Here is a 17,700-nt window from a genome sequence, read left to right on the forward strand (position 1 = left end):
GGAGGATAACCACGTACGGAAAAGAACCCGCGCAAGCCCCTCGCGGGACTGCTGTTGCGAATTCGCTTTGGCGGGCCGGGGATCACCTCAGCCTGCCGTGAGCGCAACCGGAAACCAGCCGTTTTTATGGCAGTGGGGCGCCGTTATTGGCGCCCCTGTTTCCTGGCTTGCGTTACTTCTTCTTGCGACGGTTCGCGACGTGAATCGCGCCACCGGCAACGGCCAGGGCCGCTTCATGCACTGACTCTGACAGAGTCGGGTGCGCAAAGCAGGTCAGGGCCAGATCTTCGGCGCTGGAACCGAACTCCATGGCAATCACGCCCTGAGCGACAATTTCCGACGCTTGGGGACCAACCACGTGGAAACCAAGGATCCGGTCGGTCTTCGCGTCTGCAATGATCTTGACCAGTCCCGAGGCGGAGTTGGCGGCCATCGCACGACCATTGGCAGCGAACGGGAACGTGCCGACGTTGTAGTCCTCACCTTCCGCCTTCAGCTGCTCTTCAGTCTTGCCCACCCAGGCCACTTCCGGAGCGGTATAAATCACATTGGGGATGCAGTCGTAATTCACCTGGGGCTTGTGCCCTGCAATGCGCTCGGCAACCATAACACCCTCTTCGGATGCCTTGTGCGCCAGCATCGGACCACGAACAACATCACCGACCGCCCAAACGCCCGGCGCTTCGGTCTTGCAATTGTCGTCGACGAAGATAAAGCCGCGCTCGTCCATTTGCACACCCGCGTCTTCAGACAACAGATTATCGGTATACGGACGGCGGCCGACGGCAACAATCAGTTTGTCGAACTTCGCCTCATGCTTGCCCTTGGAATCTTCATAGGAAACGTTGACCAGCTTGCGCTTGACCTCGGCCCCTGTCATCCGGGCACCCATCACGATGTTCAGCCCCTGCTTCTGGAACTGCTTCATGGCATCTTTCGCCACTTGCTGATCAACGGTAGGCAGGAACGTATCCTGAGCTTCCAGAACTGTCACTTCTGCACCCAGGCGCGCCCAGACGCTGCCCAATTCGAGGCCAATCACGCCGGCACCGATAACGCCAAGGCGCTTTGGAACTTCAGTGAACTCAAGAGCGCCTTCAGAGTCGACGATGTACTCACCGTCGAACGGCGCAGGCGGGATCTGGATCGGCTTGGAGCCGGATGCCAGGATCACGTTTTCGGCCTCGTAGGTTTTGGTCTTGCCTTCCTGGTCAGTCACTTCAACCTTGCGGTTGGCGAGCAGTTTGCCATGACCGTGGATAGACGTTACGCCATTGGCCTTGAACAGTCCTGCAATACCACCTGTCAGCTGCTTAACAATGCCGCCCTTGCGCTCCATCATTTTGCCGATGTCCATTTTGACATCTTTGGCGATGATGCCCTGCATCTCGTAGTCGTGAGTGGTTTCCTCATATTTGTGAGAAATTTCCAGCAGCGCCTTCGAGGGTATGCAGCCAACGTTCAGACAGGTACCACCGAGCACCTGGCTTTTTCCGTCTGTCGATGTCCAGGACTCGACACACGCGGTCTTAAGGCCCAACTGAGCTGCCTTGATGGCAGCAACGTAGCCGCCCGGGCCCGCACCAATGACAATTACGTCGTACTTATCAGACATATTTGATCCCGTTTTCTGATTCGTTAAGTATCAGCTCAGACGTCCAGCAGAATACGTGCCGGGTCCTCAAGCATTTCCTTAATGGCTACAAGGAACTGTACCGCTTCTTTGCCATCAATCATGCGATGGTCGTAAGAGAGAGCCAGGTACATCATTGGCAGAATTTCGACTTTGCCATTCACCGCCATCGGACGCTCCTGAATCTTGTGCATGCCCAGAATAGCTGTCTGCGGTGGATTCAGGATCGGCGTGGAAATCAGTGAGCCGAAGATGCCACCGTTGGTAATGGTAAAGGTCCCGCCAGTCATTTCCTCGATACCGAGCTTGCCGCCTTTGGCCTTGGTGCCGTATTCGACAATCTTTTTTTCGATATCCGCCAGGCCCATCGCATCAGAGTCACGGAGCACCGGAACGACCAGTCCGCGATCCGTCGACACAGCGACGCCAATGTCCTGATAGCCATGGTAAACCATGTCGTTACCATCGATGGAGGCATTGACGGCCGGGAAGCGTTTAAGAGCCTCGGTTGCCGCCTTGGTAAAGAAGGACATGAAACCAAGCTTGATACCATGACGCTTCACAAAGCTTTCCTGATACTGCTTTCGCAATTCCATGATAGGCGCCATGTTGACCTCGTTGAAGGTCGTCAGCATGGCAGCGCTTTGCTGGGCATTGACCAGACGCTTGGCGATACTGGCGCGCAAACGGGTCATCGGCACACGCTTTTCGGGACGCTCTCCGGCAGCCACATTGACTTCAGGCATGGCCGCAGCCGGTTGTGGCGCCGCAGAGCCAGCCGCTGACTTGCTATCAACGTGGTTTTGCACGTCTTCTTTGGTCACGCGGCCGTCTTTGCCAGTGCCCTTGACGGCATTGGGGTCAATGCTGTTTTCCTCAGCCAGCTTACGGGCAGCCGGGCTCAGAATCGCGTCACCGGAAGCGGCAGACTCTTCTTTTTGAACCTCATCCTTCGGTGCCTCTTCTTTCTTGCCTTCTGCAGGCTTTGATTCACCGGCGGCGCCCGCTTTGAAGGTGCCGACGACTTCGCCGCTTTCCACGGTATCGCCTTCACCTTTTACGATTTCTTCAATAACGCCGTCAGCCGGGGCAACCACTTCCAGAACAACCTTGTCGGTTTCAATATCGACAATCAGCTCGTCTCGTGAACAGGCTTCGCCCGGCTGCTTGTGCCAGGTCGCAACAGTACCTTCTGCGACCGACTCCGGGAAAACGGGGGCTTTAATCTCAGTTGACATTACGGATCCTTAGTTCGGTAGCTCGTCAGATTTCAAACGCGTCGTTGACCAGTTTCTTCTGCTCTTCGATGTGCACAGACATGTGTCCACAAGCAGGCGCAGCCGAGGCGTCACGACCGGCATACTGAAGGTACAGTTTTGGATTCAGGCGCTGAAGCGCATTTCTCATGTGGTGCTGGCTTGGATACCACGCACCCTGGTTCATCGGCTCTTCCTGACACCACACCACGTTTTTCAATTTGGTGTACTGGGCAAGCATTGCGTCCAGGTCGTCTCCGGGGAACGGATAGAGCTGCTCGATGCGGAAAATGGCCACATCATCACGCTCATCAGCCTTTTTCTTCTCCAGCAGATCAAAGTACACCTTGCCGCTACACATAATCAGGCGCGTCACCTTCTTCGGATCAGAAGGTTCCTTTTCCGGAAGCACCGTTTGGAAAGTGCCCGAGGTCAGGTCATCCAGACCGGAAGTGGCTTCTTTGTGACGCAGCAGGCTCTTCGGCGTGATCGCAACCAGAGGCTTACGTAGCGGGCGCTTGACTTGCCGGCGCAACATGTGGAAAACCTGCGACGGCGTTGTCGGCACACAAACCTGAATATTGTGCTCGGCGCACATCTGCAAAAATCGCTCGAGGCGCGCAGAACTGTGCTCCGGGCCCTGCCCTTCGTAACCGTGAGGAAGAAGCAATGTCAGCCCGCACAGGCGTCCCCACTTGTGCTCGCCGCTGGTGAGGAACTGGTCGATAACAACCTGAGCACCGTTGGCAAAATCACCAAACTGTGCTTCCCAGACAACCAGTCCCTTGGGCGACGTCGTGGAGTAACCGTACTCAAAAGCCATTACGGCTTCTTCAGAGAGCAGCGAGTCGTATAGCTCAAACTTCGGTTGGTCCTCGGAAAGGCACTCAAGAGCGGTATGGGTCGACCCATCCTTTTGATTATGCAGTACCGCGTGCCGGTGCGAAAACGTCCCGCGGCCCACGTCCTGACCAGTGATGCGGATCGGGTGACCTTCATCCAACAGCGTGGCATAGGCCATTACTTCGCCGTAGCCCCAGTTAATGGGCAGAGCGCCCGCGGTCATTTTTTCCCGGTCCGTGACAATCTTTGAAACCTGGCGCTGGATACTGAATCCCTCAGGTACCTGAACCAGCTTCTTGCCCAGCTTCTGAATCGTTTTAAGTGCTACGCTGGATTTGCACTTTGCTGTCCACTCATGTCCGAGATAAGGGGTCCAGTCAACGTAAAGCTCCTTGTTAGGCTCCTTTACCAGAGACTTGACCACATGCTCACCGTTGTCCAGTGCGTCACGGTAGTCGTTCTCGATCTGCTTGGCTTCATCTTCTGAAATCACACCCGCAGTAACCAGTTGCTCCGCGTAGAGATTACGAGTGGTCTTCAGCTTGCGGATCTTCTCGTACATGACTGGCTGGGTGGCCGCCGGTTCATCGGCTTCGTTATGCCCGCGACGTCGGTAGCAAACCAGGTCGATAACCACATCGTTCTTGAACTCGTTGCGATAATCCATCGCCATCTGAGTCGCAAAAATGACTGCTTCGGGATCGTCCGCGTTGACGTGCAGAATCGGTGCCTGAATCATTTTGGCAGCGTCTGTACAGTACTCGGTTGATCGTGCATCTTCCTGTTTACTGGTCGTAAAGCCGACCTGGTTATTGATCACAATATGGATAGTACCGCCAACCCCATAACCACGGGTCTGGGACATCTGGAAGGTTTCCATCACCACACCCTGGCCTGCGAACGCCGCGTCACCATGCATGATAATAGGAACAACCTGGCTGCCATCGAGATCATCACGGCGAGTCTGGCGGGCACGAACGGAACCCTCAACCACTGGCGAAACAATCTCCAGGTGAGACGGGTTAAACGCCATTGCCAGGTGGATTTCACCACCGGGTGTCATAATGTTCGACGAGAAGCCCTGGTGATACTTCACATCCCCGGAGCCAGAGTCGGCCAGTTTTTTACCTTCGAATTCGTCAAACAGCTCCTTGGGGTTTTTGCCAAGAGTATTGACGAGAACGTTCAGCCGGCCCCGGTGAGCCATGCCTAGAACGATTTCCTTGGCGCCGTAGGAACCGGCACGCTGGATAAGCTCATCCAGGCAAGGAATGAGGCTTTCGCCTCCTTCGAGACCGAAGCGCTTGACACCCGGGTACCGGGACCCGAGGTACTTCTCCAGGCCTTCGGCAGCAGTCAGGCGCTCCAGAAGGTGCTTCCGGGTCTTCGCCTCATACTCCGGTCGTGAGCGAACCGGCTCCATACGCTGCTGAAACCAACGCTTGATGCGAGTATCAACAACGTGCATGTACTCTGCGCCGATGCTCTCGCAATAGGTGCTACGCAGCCCCTCAATAATGTCTCCGAGCTTCATGGTCTCGGAGCCAAAATTCAGGGAACCAGTCTGGAATTCTAGATCACGGTCCGTATCCGACAATTCGTGGAACGACGGATTCAGGTCCTCTACCTCGGGACGCTGCCAAACACCGAGCGGATCCAGCTTGGCTTCCTGGTGACCACGGAAACGGTAAGCGTTAATCAGCTGCAGAACGCGAATTTGTTTCTTGTCCGCGTCAGTCGTTGCGCTAGCAGGTACGCCGCCGGTAGCCAGAAAACGTTGGTTGCGGGAAATGTGCTCGAACTGCTCGCGAATCGAAGAGTGAGCAACGTCACGGCCTTGATAGCCATCGACACTTGGAAGCTTGTCGAAATAACTGCGCCACTCTTCCGGAACGGCGTTGGGGTCTTTCAGGTAGGTTTCAAAAAGCTGTTCAACATAGGCCAGATTGCCACCTTGTAAGTGGGAAGTCTGCCATAACTGCTCCATGATGCTTTCGTGCATTTTGAATAGCTCACCTTGGGCTGGTGCGGGGAGCCCGGTATGGTCGGCCAGAGGTAATTCTCAGTCAATACGGGTTTTTACGGGATCGACTTTGGCCACCACACCCGACATGGATGTTTTCCATCCCCGGTGGTTTTATACTCAGCAAAACTGCGGGAGATTCTAAAGCCCCCATAACGGTTTGCGTAGTGTGCACCCGGCTAAGACTATTGACTATAAGCCTTTGGTTGAAGGCCCTGCATCGCTGCAGGGCCTTCAGGGTGCTAGCCTGGTCAGAACAGTATAGCGTCTGCTGAACTTTGTGCCGCTTAAGTCGCCCGTTGCAGCAGAAGATTCCGAATGTGGCCAATTGCCCTCGTGGGGTTAAGGCCTTTCGGGCAGACGCTGACGCAGTTCATGATACCCCGGCAACGGAACACACTGAACGGGTCATCCAGGTTGGCAAGACGATCAGCCTGCGCGGTATCACGGCTGTCGGCCAGAAACCGGTAGGCCTGAAGCAGGCCGGCGGGGCCAATGAACTTATCCGGGTTCCACCAGAAGGACGGACAGGAGGTGGAACAGCACGCACAGAGAATACACTCGTACAGGCCGTCCAGCTTCTCCCGATCTTCCGGTGATTGCAGGCGCTCAATGGCCGGAGCCGGGCTGTCATTCACCAAGTACGGCATAACTTTCTCATACTGCTTGTAAAACTGACCCATATCGACAACCAGGTCACGAATGACGGGCAGACCAGGCAAAGGGCGCAGCACGAGCTTGTCGCCCTTCACGACCTGGGAGACTGGCGTTATACACGCGAGACCGTTCTTGCCGTTCATGTTCATGCCATCAGAGCCACAAACACCCTCACGGCAGGAACGACGATAAGCGACGGAGGGATCCTTTTCCTTCATCAGGTTAAGGACATCCAGAACCATAAGGTCCTTGCCCGCCGGAAGTTCGACATCAACGTCCTGCATGTAAGGGGCGTTATCAGTTTCCGGGTTATAACGGTAAAGGCTTACCAACATTATCTGCGTCCCCCTTAGTAAGTCCGAATCTTCGGCTGGAACGTTTCGACAGTTTTTGGCGCGAAGTTAACATCACGCTTGCCAATACGCTTGTCCAGCGGGAAATAGAGAGAGTGCTTCAGCCAGTTTTCGTCATCACGTTCGGTGAAGTCGTTACGGGCATGAGCGCCACGGCTCTCTTTACGCTCATAGGCAGAAATCGCAGTAGCCAACGCAACTTCATACAAGTTGTCCAGCTCCAGAGCCTCAATACGCGCGGTGTTGAAGGCGCTACTGGTGTCAGCAAGCTTGGTGTTACGAACCCGCTCGCCGATCGCTTCCAGCTTTTTCAAGCCCTCTTCCATGCTCTTGCCATCCCGGAAAACACCGAAATACAGCTGCATGCAATTCTGGAGGTCCTTGCGCACTTCGGCGACGCTTTCGCCTTCGGAAGCGCTGTCCAGACGATCCAGGCGGGCCATGGCACGCTTGATATCTTCCTCACTGGCACCGTCAACCTCAAAGCCGCCGCGAAGCTGCTCCTCAATGTGAAGGCCAGCGGCACGACCGAATACCACCAGGTCGAGGAGCGAATTGCCACCGAGCCGGTTGGCACCATGAACAGACACACAGGCCGCTTCGCCGCAGGCAAACAGACCCGGGATCGGCTTGTCGTTGCCATTTTCATCCTGAGTCAGGGCCTGACCACCAACGTTGGTCGGAACGCCACCCATCATGTAGTGGCAGGTCGGAACAACCGGAACAGGCTCTTTAACCGGATCGACGTGGGCAAAGGTGCGTGAAAGCTCACAGATTCCCGGCAGACGCAAATTCAGGGTCTCTTCACCCAGGTGGTCGAGCTTGAGCAGGACGTGATCTTTGTCCGGGCCACAACCGCGGCCTTCCAGAATCTCGATAACCATCGCCCGGGCGACAACGTCACGGCCGGCCAGGTCTTTTGCGTTCGGAGCATAACGCTCCATGAAACGCTCACCCTCGGCATTGATCAGGTAACCGCCCTCTCCCCGGCAGCCTTCCGTCACCAGCGTACCGGCACCGTAGATACCTGTGGGGTGAAACTGCCACATTTCCATATCCTGCATCGGAAAACCAGCGCGCAGCGCCATGCCGATACCATCACCAGTGTTGATCAGGGCATTCGTAGTCGAGGCATAGATACGACCAGCGCCGCCTGTTGCCAGAACGGTCGCCTTACACTTGATGTAAGCCACTTCACCGGTTTCGATTTCAATCGCAACTACACCAACCACTTCGTCTTTGCTGTTTTTAACCAGATCGACGGCGTACCACTCGTTAAGGAAGGTGGTACCACCTTTGAGGTTGGCCTGATAAAGCGTATGCAGCAGCGCATGTCCAGTCCGGTCAGCAGCAGCACAAGTACGTGCAGCCTGAGTCGGATTATCCGGCCCTTTGGATTGCCCGCCGAAAGGACGCTGATAAATACGGCCCTGCTCTGTGCGGGAAAAAGGCAACCCCATGTGTTCAAGTTCAAAAACCGCTTGAGGTCCGACTGAACACATGTACTCGACAGCGTCCTGATCGGCAATGTAGTCCGACCCCTTGACGGTGTCATACATATGCCAGCGCCAGTCATCATTGGGATCAGCACTTGCGATGGCGCAGGTTATACCACCCTGGGCCGACACAGTGTGTGAACGCGTCGGAAAGACTTTCGTGATACACGCCGTGTTAACGCCCGACTCTGTCAGCTGAAGGGCTGCCCGCATACCGGCACCGCCACCACCGATAACAATCGCGTCGTAAGACATGGTCTTGATGTTAGCCATCGATTAAAGCCCCCAAATAATCTGAATGCCCCAGACCACATAAACGAAAATCGCAAGAATACAGGCTGCCTGAAAGAGGCCACGCTGCATCGCTGATTTAATGTAGTCGGTAGAAACTGTCCAAAGCCCGACCCAGGCGTGGCCGCCGATCGAAAGCACTGCAAGCAGGGTAAAGATTCTGAACCACGACTGACCGAAAAGTGCCGACCATGTCTGATAGTCAACGTCGGTTGTGGCAAAAAAACCGAGCATGAACAGCGTATAGATAGCCAATACGTAGGCTGAAACCCGCTGGATGATCCAGTCCTGAATGCCATTACGGCCAATATTCGTCACACTATTCATGCCCATACCCAGACTCCTGCCAGAACAATGAGAATGACGGAAACCACAATCGTGATCTTCGCGGCGAGGCGGCCACTTTCCAGCTCTTCACCTATGCCCACATCCATGAGCAGGTGCTTGATACCTGCAACCAGGTGGTACAACAAGGCAGACAAAATGCCCCAGGTAATCAGCTTGGCAAGGAAGCTGTCCAGCAATTCACTCACGCGACTGAAGCCCTCTTCCCCAGACAGGGAAAGCTGGAGTCCGTAAAGCATGAACGCAACACCAACAAAAATGATGATGCCGCTCACACGATGCAATATGGACGTAATGGCTGGCAGCGGAAAATGAAACTTGCCGAGATCGAGATTTACTGGTCGTTTGCTATTCACAGCGCTCTCACACTCTCTCTTGGTTCCACAATACCGGAAACTCCGGTTGCGGATGGTTGGTATGTAAGGATCAGCGTGCCGATACGAAACCCGCACACGATTGGCTCAGGAGGAAGAATCATCCCGCCAGCAGAAGCATTCACAAAAGACTGCTCAGGCAAGGGCGATCCCCGATTCCGGGCTACGGATTATAAGGAGTAGCCCCGGTAATTACAAACCGGCAATAGGGCCGCGGCCGCGAATATCAGGGGGTTAAGACAGCTATAAGGATTATTGACAAACTTGATTCCGGGCCCGGCAAGGCCTTATTCGGGATATCCCTGATTTACACGTATGGTGAAAAAATGCCTTTTCCTGACTCTCCCATTGACAAAAAAAGCCAACGCCCTATATTTTGCCGCCAGTTTTGCGATAATACGCGCCTTCTTGCGCATCTATAACTGCAGATAAAGCTTCCAAAGCTGATAAATAGGAGAGCAACATGACCGACAGGAAAGCCACGCTCTCGGTGGGGGACAACTCCATTGAGCTACCGGTATATTCCGGCACCGTCGGCCCTGACGTTATTGACGTACGAGGCCTGGTCCAGGAAGGCGTTTTTACTTACGATCCGGGGTTCGTATCAACAGCAGCCTGCGAATCGGCCATCACCTTTATTGACGGCGCAAACGGCGTTCTTCTGCACCGCGGCTACCCTATTGAACAGCTTGCAGACCACTCCGATTACCTGGAAGTGTGCTATCTGCTACTGAAGGGTGAACTGCCGACCAAGGAAGAGAACAAGCGCTTCCACGACACCATCAAAAATCACACCATGCTGCACGACCAGATGCGCAACTTCTTCCAGGGGTTCCGTCGCGACGCGCACCCGATGGCCATCATGTGTGGCGTTGTCGGCGCATTGTCCGCTTTCTACCACGATCAGATGGACGTCAAAGACGAGCATCAGCGTGAAATCACCGCTCACCGCCTGATCGCAAAAATGCCCACGATCGCCGCCTGGTGCTATAAGTACAGCATTGGCCAGCCATTCATGTATCCGCGGAACGACCTTTCTTACTCCGAGAATTTCCTGCAGATGATGTTTGGTGTGCCCTGCGAGGAATACAAGCCGAACCCGATTCTGGCCAAGGCCATGGACAAGATTTTCATTTTGCACGCAGATCATGAGCAAAACGCGTCCACCTCCACCGTTCGCCTGGCTGGCTCCACTGGCGCCAACCCATACGCATGCATCGCATCTGGCATTGCAGCCCTTTGGGGACCGGCTCACGGCGGTGCTAACGAAGCGGTGCTGGACATGCTGGCTGAAATCGGCGACGAGTCCAACATCGAAAAATTCATCGCCAAGGCCAAGGACAAAGACGATCCGTTCCGACTGATGGGCTTCGGCCACCGGGTTTACAAGAATTTCGACCCGCGGGCCAAGGTCATGGCGGAAACCGCTCACGAGGTTCTTACAGAGTTGGGTCTGGAGAACGATCCGCTGCTGAAGATTGCCCAGCGCCTGGAAAAAATTGCACTGGAAGACGAGTACTTCGTCAAGCGCAAACTCTACCCGAACGTAGATTTCTACTCCGGCCTGATACTCAAAGCAATCGGTATCCCAACCTCAATGTTCACTGTCATCTTTGCCCTGTCGCGGACCATTGGCTGGTTCTCACACTGGAATGAGATGGTCAGCGGCGACTACCGAATCGGTCGCCCTCGCCAACTCTACACCGGCTCCCCAGCACGGGACTATCCGGAGAGGTAAGTCTGCCGAGGACTTGCCGCCCGGAACGGAAACGGCTGCTGACTTCAGCAGCCGTTTTTTTTGCCCCCACTGACCACTCTGCCTACAAGCCAAACGGATAGGTATCCGGCACCCCAGGTATTAATCCGCTCGCGAATGGTGTGATTGCCCGGGTTCGATCAATCCAGACATACTCATCGAACTGTTCCGGCAGGCATGCCCGAAAATAGTGACTCTGGCGTTCAGTTTCCGGTCGATAGATCACTCCGATCGCACGCTCAAGAAAACGCCCTGACATGAGCTCCCGCACCTGGCCTTCGGCCTTCCCAAACGGGATCAGAAAACCGGGAATGCCCGTATCGTGACAGTGACGCTCAAAACTGCCCTGAAGCGCAGGCCTTACCTGTTTGATTTCCATGGGGGCATCCCAGTTAGAAGCGGCCGCCACGGTCCCGTGGTCGGTGCCGAACCCGACAGTATAGAGATCCTTCCCAAACCGGTCACGACAGAGTTTTCCGATATTGAACTCTCCGCGCCGGCTCATATCCGTCGAATCGGAATTGCCGACGTGGCTGTTATGGGCCCAGACTACCGCCTTGCTTTTATCACCGTAATGCTTGAGCAAAGACTCCAGCGTCTCAAACATGTGGGTGTCCCGGAGATTCCACGCACTGTGGCTGCCGTAATACATGGTCCGGTAATATTCCTCGGCATCCGCCACTAGTCGCGCATTCTGAACCGCGTCCAGGAAGCGATCGGAGTCATGCTCGGCGTAACGGCGATGGCGCCCCAGAAGCGCATTGAGCATCTCAAGAACAGGTTTTTCACAGGTCATATAGCCCGGATTGAGGGCAGCCCTCGCGTAAGTCGCCGGATCACTCTCAAACGGTGCCAGGCACTCATAGTGCTGACGGGCATCCAGCGCCAGATCGGGATCTACTTCTTCAAGATATTCAAGCACAGCACGGATGGAACTGTAGAGGCTGTATAAATCCAGACCATGAAACGCCACCCTTTCGTCTGCAGGGCGACCGCTGTTCCGGTTATGGAGCCAGTCAACAAAATCACGCACTTCCTCATTTCGCCACATCCAGGTTGGAAAGCGCGAAAAGGCGGTCCATTCCGAGGGTGGGTATTCGGCATGACGAACATAATGGTCAATTCGCGCAGCGTCAGGCCAGTCCCCCTCAATCGCAACAAAGCGAAAGCCCTTCTCTTCTATCAGGGCCCTGGTAATACGTTCCCGCACCAGATAGAACTCGGCAGTTCCATGGGAGGCCTCCCCCAGTAAAACCACCCGGGCATCCCCGATGCGGTCCAACAAGCCTTGCAGCGGCAGCTCCGCAATCGAATCGAAGGGCTCGGCGAGGGACGCTATCGCTTCTGAAACATCCGTACCAGCTCCGTGCCTGCCGAAACCGGCGTACTCTCCTGAGCCGGGTGGCTGATTACCCTGAATCATCATGCTTCCTCCCTATAATCGACACTTATCTGCAGTTTAGTACAGTGTTATCAGGGGTGACATGCCCTAGTCTGGTCAAGCCGACGCCCTGTCCGCCGAGGCAAGAAATGGGTCCCAACACCGAACGATCTGCGCTATGCTCAGGAGCTGTTCAATCTGAAAAAATCTTCCGACAACGTCCCATAAACAATAACTTGCAAACTCGGAGAGCACTATGACAACAACCGTAACCTTCATTGGCCTGGGCGTAATGGGCTACCCCATGGCCGGACACCTGGCCAAGGCCGGTCTATCGGTCAGGGTCTGGAACCGCACGAACGCCAAGGCAGAGCAATGGGCGGCTGAATACTCGGGCAAGGCCTGCAAAACGATTGCTGAAGCGGTTGAAGGGGCAGACTTTGTAATGACTTGCGTCGGAGCCGACAAAGACCTGATAGAGGTGTTTGAGGGAGATGAAGGAATCATAGCCAACGCCCCCGAAGGCGCGATCCTTATTGATCACACCACAGCCTCCGCTGGTGTCGCCGAGAGACTGGCGGCCGCGGCAGCTGCGAGAAAGCAGGGCTTTATCGATGCGCCGGTTTCCGGTGGTCAGCAGGGAGCAGAAAACGGAAAACTAACCGTTATGTGTGGCGGCTCCGATACCGACTTCGCGGAGGCGAAGCCGCTCATGGATCATTACGCGCGGGCCGTTAACTTGCTGGGGCCCGCCGGAAGTGGTCAGAAAACGAAAATGGTGAACCAGATCGCTATCGCGGGACTGGTTCAGGGCCTCTCAGAAGCCCTGCACTTCGCGGAACAGGCAAATCTGGATGTAGCCAAGGTTGTCGACGTAATTTCCAAAGGCGCCGCTCAATCATGGCAAATGGAAAACCGCTCAGGAACCATGATTGAGGGTAAGTTCGATCACGGTTTCGCGGTTGACTGGATGCGCAAGGATCTCGGCATTTGCCTGGAAGAGGCGCGAAAAGTCAATGCATCGCTGCCTGTCACGGCACTGGTGGACCAGTTTTACGCAGATGTTCAGGCCATGGGTGGCCAGCGCTGGGACACGTCATCACTGATCAAGAGGTTGCGGAAATTCCGCTGAACTGATGCAAAAAGGGGGCTCTAAGCCCCCTTAATGCCGACATACCCCGTCTATTTCTCCCGTGGCTGCCATTTTCCGTTCACGTACCAGGCTGACCAACCAGTCGCTTTGCCATCCTTCTCAGACATCACGTACTGCTCCTTGGACTTTCGGCTGTAGCGAATGACCGTAGGATTTCCTTCCGGATCCGTTTCCGGCGCATCCATCAGGTAATCGTGTTTCGGATCAATCTCCTTGCGATGGGGCTTGATCTCTTTCACCAATGGCGGACGGGTTTCGCGATTTTTGGGAAACTTGCTGGCCGCCAGAAACAGACCCGACGCGCCGTCACGGAGAACGTAGGTGTCATCAACCTTCTGACACTGCAATTCCGGCATTGGTACCGGATCCATTTTGGGAGGCGCGGGCTCACCGCTTTTCAGGAGCTTACGGGTATTTTTGCACTCGTCATTGGTGCATCCAAAATACTTGCCAAAACGCCCGGTCTTCAGCTGCATCTCGGACCCACACTTATCACATTCAAGCGTCGGCCCATCGTAACCCTTAATCCGGAACGTGCCCTTCTCGACCTCATAGCCGGAACAATCCGGATTATTGCCACACACGTGCAACTTTCGGGTTTCATCAATGAGGTAGCTGTCCATGGCCGTGCCGCACTTGGGACAACGGCGCTTCATCCGCAGTAATCGCGTTTCGCCCTCGCCTTCCACATCTTCGTCAGCGCTGACGACTTCATCACCGGAAACCAGATTGATGGTGGTCTTGCAGCGTTCCTTGGGCGGCAGCGAATACCCCGAACATCCCAGGAAAACCCCGGTGCTCGCGACACGAATTTGCATATTGCGGCCACAACTCGGGCATGGAATGTCGGTTTCTGTAGGGGAGTTGGCCCGCATCCCGCCTTCATCTGTGCTTTCAGCGGTTTCAAGCTGCTGACGGAACTTGCCATAGAAATCGTTCAGGACGGCCTTCCATTCCACATCGCCCTCGGCGATCTCATCCAGCTCACCCTCCATCCTAGCGGTAAAATCGAAGTCCATCAGATTCGGGAAGGATTCCGACAAACGCTCTGTAACGATCTCACCCATTTTCTCGGCGTAGAAACGTCGGTTCTGAAGCCGCACATATCCGCGATCCTGAATCGTGGATATGATCGACGCATAGGTAGACGGGCGCCCGATACCCTGCTTCTCGAGCTCTTTGACCAGGCTCGCCTCTGTGTAACGCGGAGCCGGCTTGGTGAAATGCTGACTCGGGTCCAGCTTTTTCATACTGAGGACTTCATCAACCTTGATATCCGGCAAGGCGATGTCTTCATCCTTCTTCGAAGCCTGGGGCGCAGCCTTGAGAAAACCGTCGAACTTGATGATCCGACCACGGGTACGTAGCTCATACTCGCCGTTGGCGACCACTATCGAAGTACTCAGGAACTCTGCATCGGCCATCTGGCAGGCAATAAACTGACGCCAGATCAGGTCGTAGAGCTTCTCTGCGTCTTTCTCAAGCCCACTGATGTCGGAGGGGCGACGGCTGACCTCTGTCGGCCGGATCGCCTCGTGAGCCTCCTGCGCACCCTCCTTGCTGCCGTATACCCGCTGATTTTCTGGCAGGTAGCGATCGCCAAACTGTTTTTTGATGTAATCCCGGCAACCGGCGATGGCGTCCTGACTCAGATTGGTCGAATCAGTACGCATATAGGTAATGAAGCCCGCCTCATAAAGCCTCTGGGCGAGCATCATAGTCTTCTTGACACTGAAGCCCATACGGTTGCTGGCTGCCTGCTGAAGCGTCGAGGTAATAAAAGGTGCTGAAGGGCGCGACTTGGTCGGCTTATCCTCTCGTTTGGCAACCTTGAAGGTGCCTGTCTTCAGGCGCTCGACATGCTCGCGGCTCTGGCTCTCGTTGACCGGCCGGTATGGTTTGTCCGCGTGTCGCGTAACCTCAAAGCGCACCGGATTCTCCGCCTGGCTAGACGCCAGGTCCGCATGCAACTGCCAGAACTCCTCCGGGACAAATTTCCGGATTTCACGCTCGCGCTCGACGATCAAACGTACGGCTACGGATTGAACCCGGCCAGCGGACAGACCGCGGGCTATCTTTGCCCACAGAAGCGGTGACACCATGTAACCGACGACGCGATCCAGAAAGCGGCGGGCCTGCTGTGCATTGACACGGTTATTGTCGAGGTTCCCGGGATCGTTGAACGCCTCCTGGATAGCGCGCTTGGTTATCTCGTTGAATACAACCCGACGGTACTTTTCCGGCTCGCCACCAATAGTCTGCTGGAGGTGCCAGGCGATGGCCTCCCCCTCGCGGTCCAAATCCGTCGCAAGGTAGATATAATCAGCGGATTTAGCCAGCCGTTTAAGTTCACTGACCACTTTTTCCTTGCCGGGAAGGATCTCGTAGCGGGCGTCCCAGTTGTGATCCGGGTCCACACCCATCCGGGCCACCAACTGTTCACGGGCCTTACGCTTTTTATGAACCGCCTTTTCGTCAGGGCTCATTTTTCGAGTGAGTGCGGCTTGCCTGGCACGCTCTTTTGGATCTGTCTGGGACCCACTGCCACTCACGGGAAGATCACGGATGTGCCCAACACTCGACTTCACGATGAAGTCGGAGCCCAGGTATTTGTTGATGGTCTTCGCTTTCGCTGGTGACTCGACAATTACGAGACTTTTACCCATATCGGAGATCTGTTTCCTTGGCGATAAATCGGTCAATAAGTCAGCAAACCGTAAACTCGCTGTAAAATCAGTCGGCTAGAAAAAACAAAAAAGCCGCCATTCTGTATAGGCTCACTGTTTTACAGGGTCAAGAATAGCAAGACAACCCATTCTTTGATTTCAGCCCTGCTTTTTTAGCAGTCACGGGGCTATTGCCGGCAACCCTGAAACAGAGAGGCCCGGCATTATGCCGGGCCTCTCTGGACAACGTACCAATTCCTTTCAGAGAATCAGAGACGCTCCCAAACCGTTGCAATACCCTGACCAAGACCGATACACATGGTAGAAACACCAAGTTTACCGCCTTTGGCCTGCATCACGTTCAGCAGGGTCGTGGAGATACGTGCACCAGAGCATCCCAGTGGGTGGCCCAGAGCAATCGCACCGCCATTCAGGTTTACTTTCTCTTCCATCACGCCCAGGAGTTTCAGGTCCTTCAGAACAGGCAGTGACTGCCCCGCAAAAGCTTCGTTCAGTTCCCAGAAGTCGATATCTTCGACTTTCAGGCCTGCGCGCTTAAGCGCCTTCTTGGTGGCCGGAACCGGGCCATAACCCATGATCGCGGGATCACAACCGGCAACGGCCATGCTGAGAATCTTGGCGATCGGCTTCAGGCCAAGGGCTTCAGCACGTTCAGCAGACATCAGCACCATGGCAGCGGCACCGTCAGTCAGCTGCGAAGACGTACCGGCAGTAACGGTACCGTTCTTCGGATCGAAGGCTGGACGCAGCTGGCCGAGGGACTCAGCAGTTGTCTCCGGACGAATGGTTTCGTCCGCTTCGATCAGCACCTTGAAGCCATTCTCGTCGTGGCCTTCGATGGGCACGATTTCGTTCTTGAAACGGCCTTCAACGGTCGCTTCGTGGGCCAGTCGGTGCGATCGGGCGCCAAACTCGTCCTGCTGCTCACGGGTAATACCGTGCATTTTGGCAAGCATTTCTGCCGTCAGGCCCATCATATTGGACGCTTTGGCAGAGTACTTGGAAGCTGCGGGATTGTGGTCAAAGCCTTCAGTCATGGGTACGTGACCCATGTGCTCTACCCCGCCCACCATGAACATATCGCCGTTACCGGTCTGGATAGCCTGGGCAGCGGTATGAATCGCGGACATGGCAGAACCACACAGACGGTTCACGGTCTGTGCTGCTGACTCATGAGGGATACGGGTCAGCAGGGAAATCTGCCGCGCCACGTTAAAGCCCTGCTCTTTGGTCTGGTTCACACAGCCCCAAATCACATCTTCAACTTCTTTCGGGTCGAGCTTCGGGTTGCGCTCAAACAGTGCTTCGATCAGCGCAGCCGACAATGTCTCTGCGCGCACGTTACGGAAGCAACCATTCTTGGCACGACCCATCGGAGTCCGCACGCAATCGACGACGACAACGTCTCTCGGATTAAGGCTCATAGATCTTTCTCCGTTCGGAAATCTCGTT

12 protein-coding genes are annotated in these 17,700 nt (G+C 55.2%); 2 read left to right on the plus strand and 10 right to left on the minus strand.

Annotated features, from left to right (window positions below; translation table 11 throughout):
* Positions 1-172: 172 nt before the first annotated feature.
* From lpdA to sdhC, 7 genes are all read right to left on the minus strand, one after another.
* Entirely contained in the window at positions 173-1,615 is a 1,443-nt protein-coding gene (gene lpdA / locus BKP64_RS06705; RefSeq protein ID WP_070967643.1) for a dihydrolipoyl dehydrogenase, read from the minus strand.
* 35 nt (positions 1,616-1,650) lie between these two features.
* Positions 1,651-2,871, minus strand: coding sequence for a 2-oxoglutarate dehydrogenase complex dihydrolipoyllysine-residue succinyltransferase (gene odhB / locus BKP64_RS06710; RefSeq protein ID WP_070967645.1), 1,221 nt, complete (start codon positions 2,869-2,871; stop codon positions 1,651-1,653).
* A gap of 25 nt (positions 2,872-2,896) precedes the next feature.
* Positions 2,897-5,734: a 2-oxoglutarate dehydrogenase E1 component gene (locus BKP64_RS06715; RefSeq protein WP_070967647.1), complete on the minus strand. Its 2,838-nt coding sequence runs from the start codon at positions 5,732-5,734 to the stop codon at positions 2,897-2,899.
* Positions 5,735-6,042: 308 nt separating this feature from the next.
* A complete protein-coding gene (locus BKP64_RS06720) occupies positions 6,043-6,747 on the minus strand; it encodes a succinate dehydrogenase iron-sulfur subunit (RefSeq protein ID WP_070967651.1) in 705 nt (234 codons plus the stop codon).
* A gap of 14 nt (positions 6,748-6,761) precedes the next feature.
* Positions 6,762-8,534, minus strand: a complete 1,773-nt coding sequence (sdhA, locus tag BKP64_RS06725) for a succinate dehydrogenase flavoprotein subunit (RefSeq protein ID WP_070967654.1) — start codon at positions 8,532-8,534, stop codon at positions 6,762-6,764.
* Positions 8,535-8,537: 3 nt separating this feature from the next.
* Complete coding sequence (sdhD, locus tag BKP64_RS06730; RefSeq protein ID WP_070967657.1) at positions 8,538-8,885, minus strand: succinate dehydrogenase, hydrophobic membrane anchor protein; 348 nt, start codon at positions 8,883-8,885, stop codon at positions 8,538-8,540.
* On the minus strand, positions 8,876-9,253 hold the full coding sequence (sdhC, locus tag BKP64_RS06735) for a succinate dehydrogenase, cytochrome b556 subunit (RefSeq protein ID WP_070967660.1): 378 nt from the start codon (positions 9,251-9,253) through the stop codon (positions 8,876-8,878). Before sdhC ends, sdhD begins: the two co-directional genes overlap by 10 nt.
* 481 nt (positions 9,254-9,734) lie before the next feature.
* On the opposite strand from sdhC, the gene gltA reads away from it, so the two are divergent.
* Positions 9,735-11,009, plus strand: a complete 1,275-nt coding sequence (gene gltA / locus BKP64_RS06740) for a citrate synthase (RefSeq protein ID WP_070967663.1) — start codon at positions 9,735-9,737, stop codon at positions 11,007-11,009.
* Between the two features lie 82 nt (positions 11,010-11,091).
* Here the strand turns inward: gltA and BKP64_RS06745 are convergent, their stop codons facing one another.
* Entirely contained in the window at positions 11,092-12,453 is a 1,362-nt protein-coding gene (locus BKP64_RS06745; RefSeq protein WP_227515526.1) for an erythromycin esterase family protein, read from the minus strand.
* A 211-nt stretch (positions 12,454-12,664) separates the two neighbouring features.
* On the opposite strand from BKP64_RS06745, the gene BKP64_RS06750 reads away from it, so the two are divergent.
* The gene (locus BKP64_RS06750) at positions 12,665-13,540 is read left to right on the plus strand and encodes an NAD(P)-dependent oxidoreductase (RefSeq protein WP_070967667.1); all 876 of its coding nucleotides are present in this window, start codon (positions 12,665-12,667) and stop codon (positions 13,538-13,540) included.
* Positions 13,541-13,590: 50 nt separating this feature from the next.
* Here BKP64_RS06750 and topA read toward each other — a convergent pair whose 3' ends face one another.
* A complete protein-coding gene (gene topA / locus BKP64_RS06755; RefSeq protein ID WP_070967669.1) occupies positions 13,591-16,227 on the minus strand; it encodes a type I DNA topoisomerase in 2,637 nt (878 codons plus the stop codon).
* Between the two features lie 269 nt (positions 16,228-16,496).
* Positions 16,497-17,672, minus strand: a complete 1,176-nt coding sequence (fadA, locus tag BKP64_RS06760; RefSeq protein ID WP_070967672.1) for an acetyl-CoA C-acyltransferase FadA — start codon at positions 17,670-17,672, stop codon at positions 16,497-16,499.
* Positions 17,673-17,700: the final 28 nt, after the last annotated feature.

The sequence above is a fragment of the Marinobacter salinus genome (assembly GCF_001854125.1).
Taxonomy (GTDB): domain Bacteria; phylum Pseudomonadota; class Gammaproteobacteria; order Pseudomonadales; family Oleiphilaceae; genus Marinobacter; species Marinobacter salinus.

Excerpts from the sequence above, each read along its gene's own strand:
- gltA (WP_070967663.1), top strand. The coding sequence starts at position 9,735 with ATGACCGACAGGAAAGCCACGCTCTCGGTGGGGGACAACTCCATTGAG.
- topA (WP_070967669.1), bottom strand. The coding sequence starts at position 16,227 with ATGGGTAAAAGTCTCGTAATTGTCGAGTCACCAGCGAAAGCGAAGACC.
- BKP64_RS06720 (WP_070967651.1), bottom strand. The coding sequence starts at position 6,747 with ATGTTGGTAAGCCTTTACCGTTATAACCCGGAAACTGATAACGCCCCT.
- sdhA (WP_070967654.1), bottom strand. The coding sequence starts at position 8,534 with ATGGCTAACATCAAGACCATGTCTTACGACGCGATTGTTATCGGTGGT.
- sdhD (WP_070967657.1), bottom strand. The coding sequence starts at position 8,885 with ATGGGCATGAATAGTGTGACGAATATTGGCCGTAATGGCATTCAGGAC.
- lpdA (WP_070967643.1), bottom strand. The coding sequence starts at position 1,615 with ATGTCTGATAAGTACGACGTAATTGTCATTGGTGCGGGCCCGGGCGGC.
- BKP64_RS06750 (WP_070967667.1), top strand. The coding sequence starts at position 12,665 with ATGACAACAACCGTAACCTTCATTGGCCTGGGCGTAATGGGCTACCCC.
- odhB (WP_070967645.1), bottom strand. The coding sequence starts at position 2,871 with ATGTCAACTGAGATTAAAGCCCCCGTTTTCCCGGAGTCGGTCGCAGAA.
- fadA (WP_070967672.1), bottom strand. The coding sequence starts at position 17,672 with ATGAGCCTTAATCCGAGAGACGTTGTCGTCGTCGATTGCGTGCGGACT.
- BKP64_RS06745 (WP_227515526.1), bottom strand. The coding sequence starts at position 12,453 with ATGATGATTCAGGGTAATCAGCCACCCGGCTCAGGAGAGTACGCCGGT.
- BKP64_RS06715 (WP_070967647.1), bottom strand. The coding sequence starts at position 5,734 with ATGCACGAAAGCATCATGGAGCAGTTATGGCAGACTTCCCACTTACAA.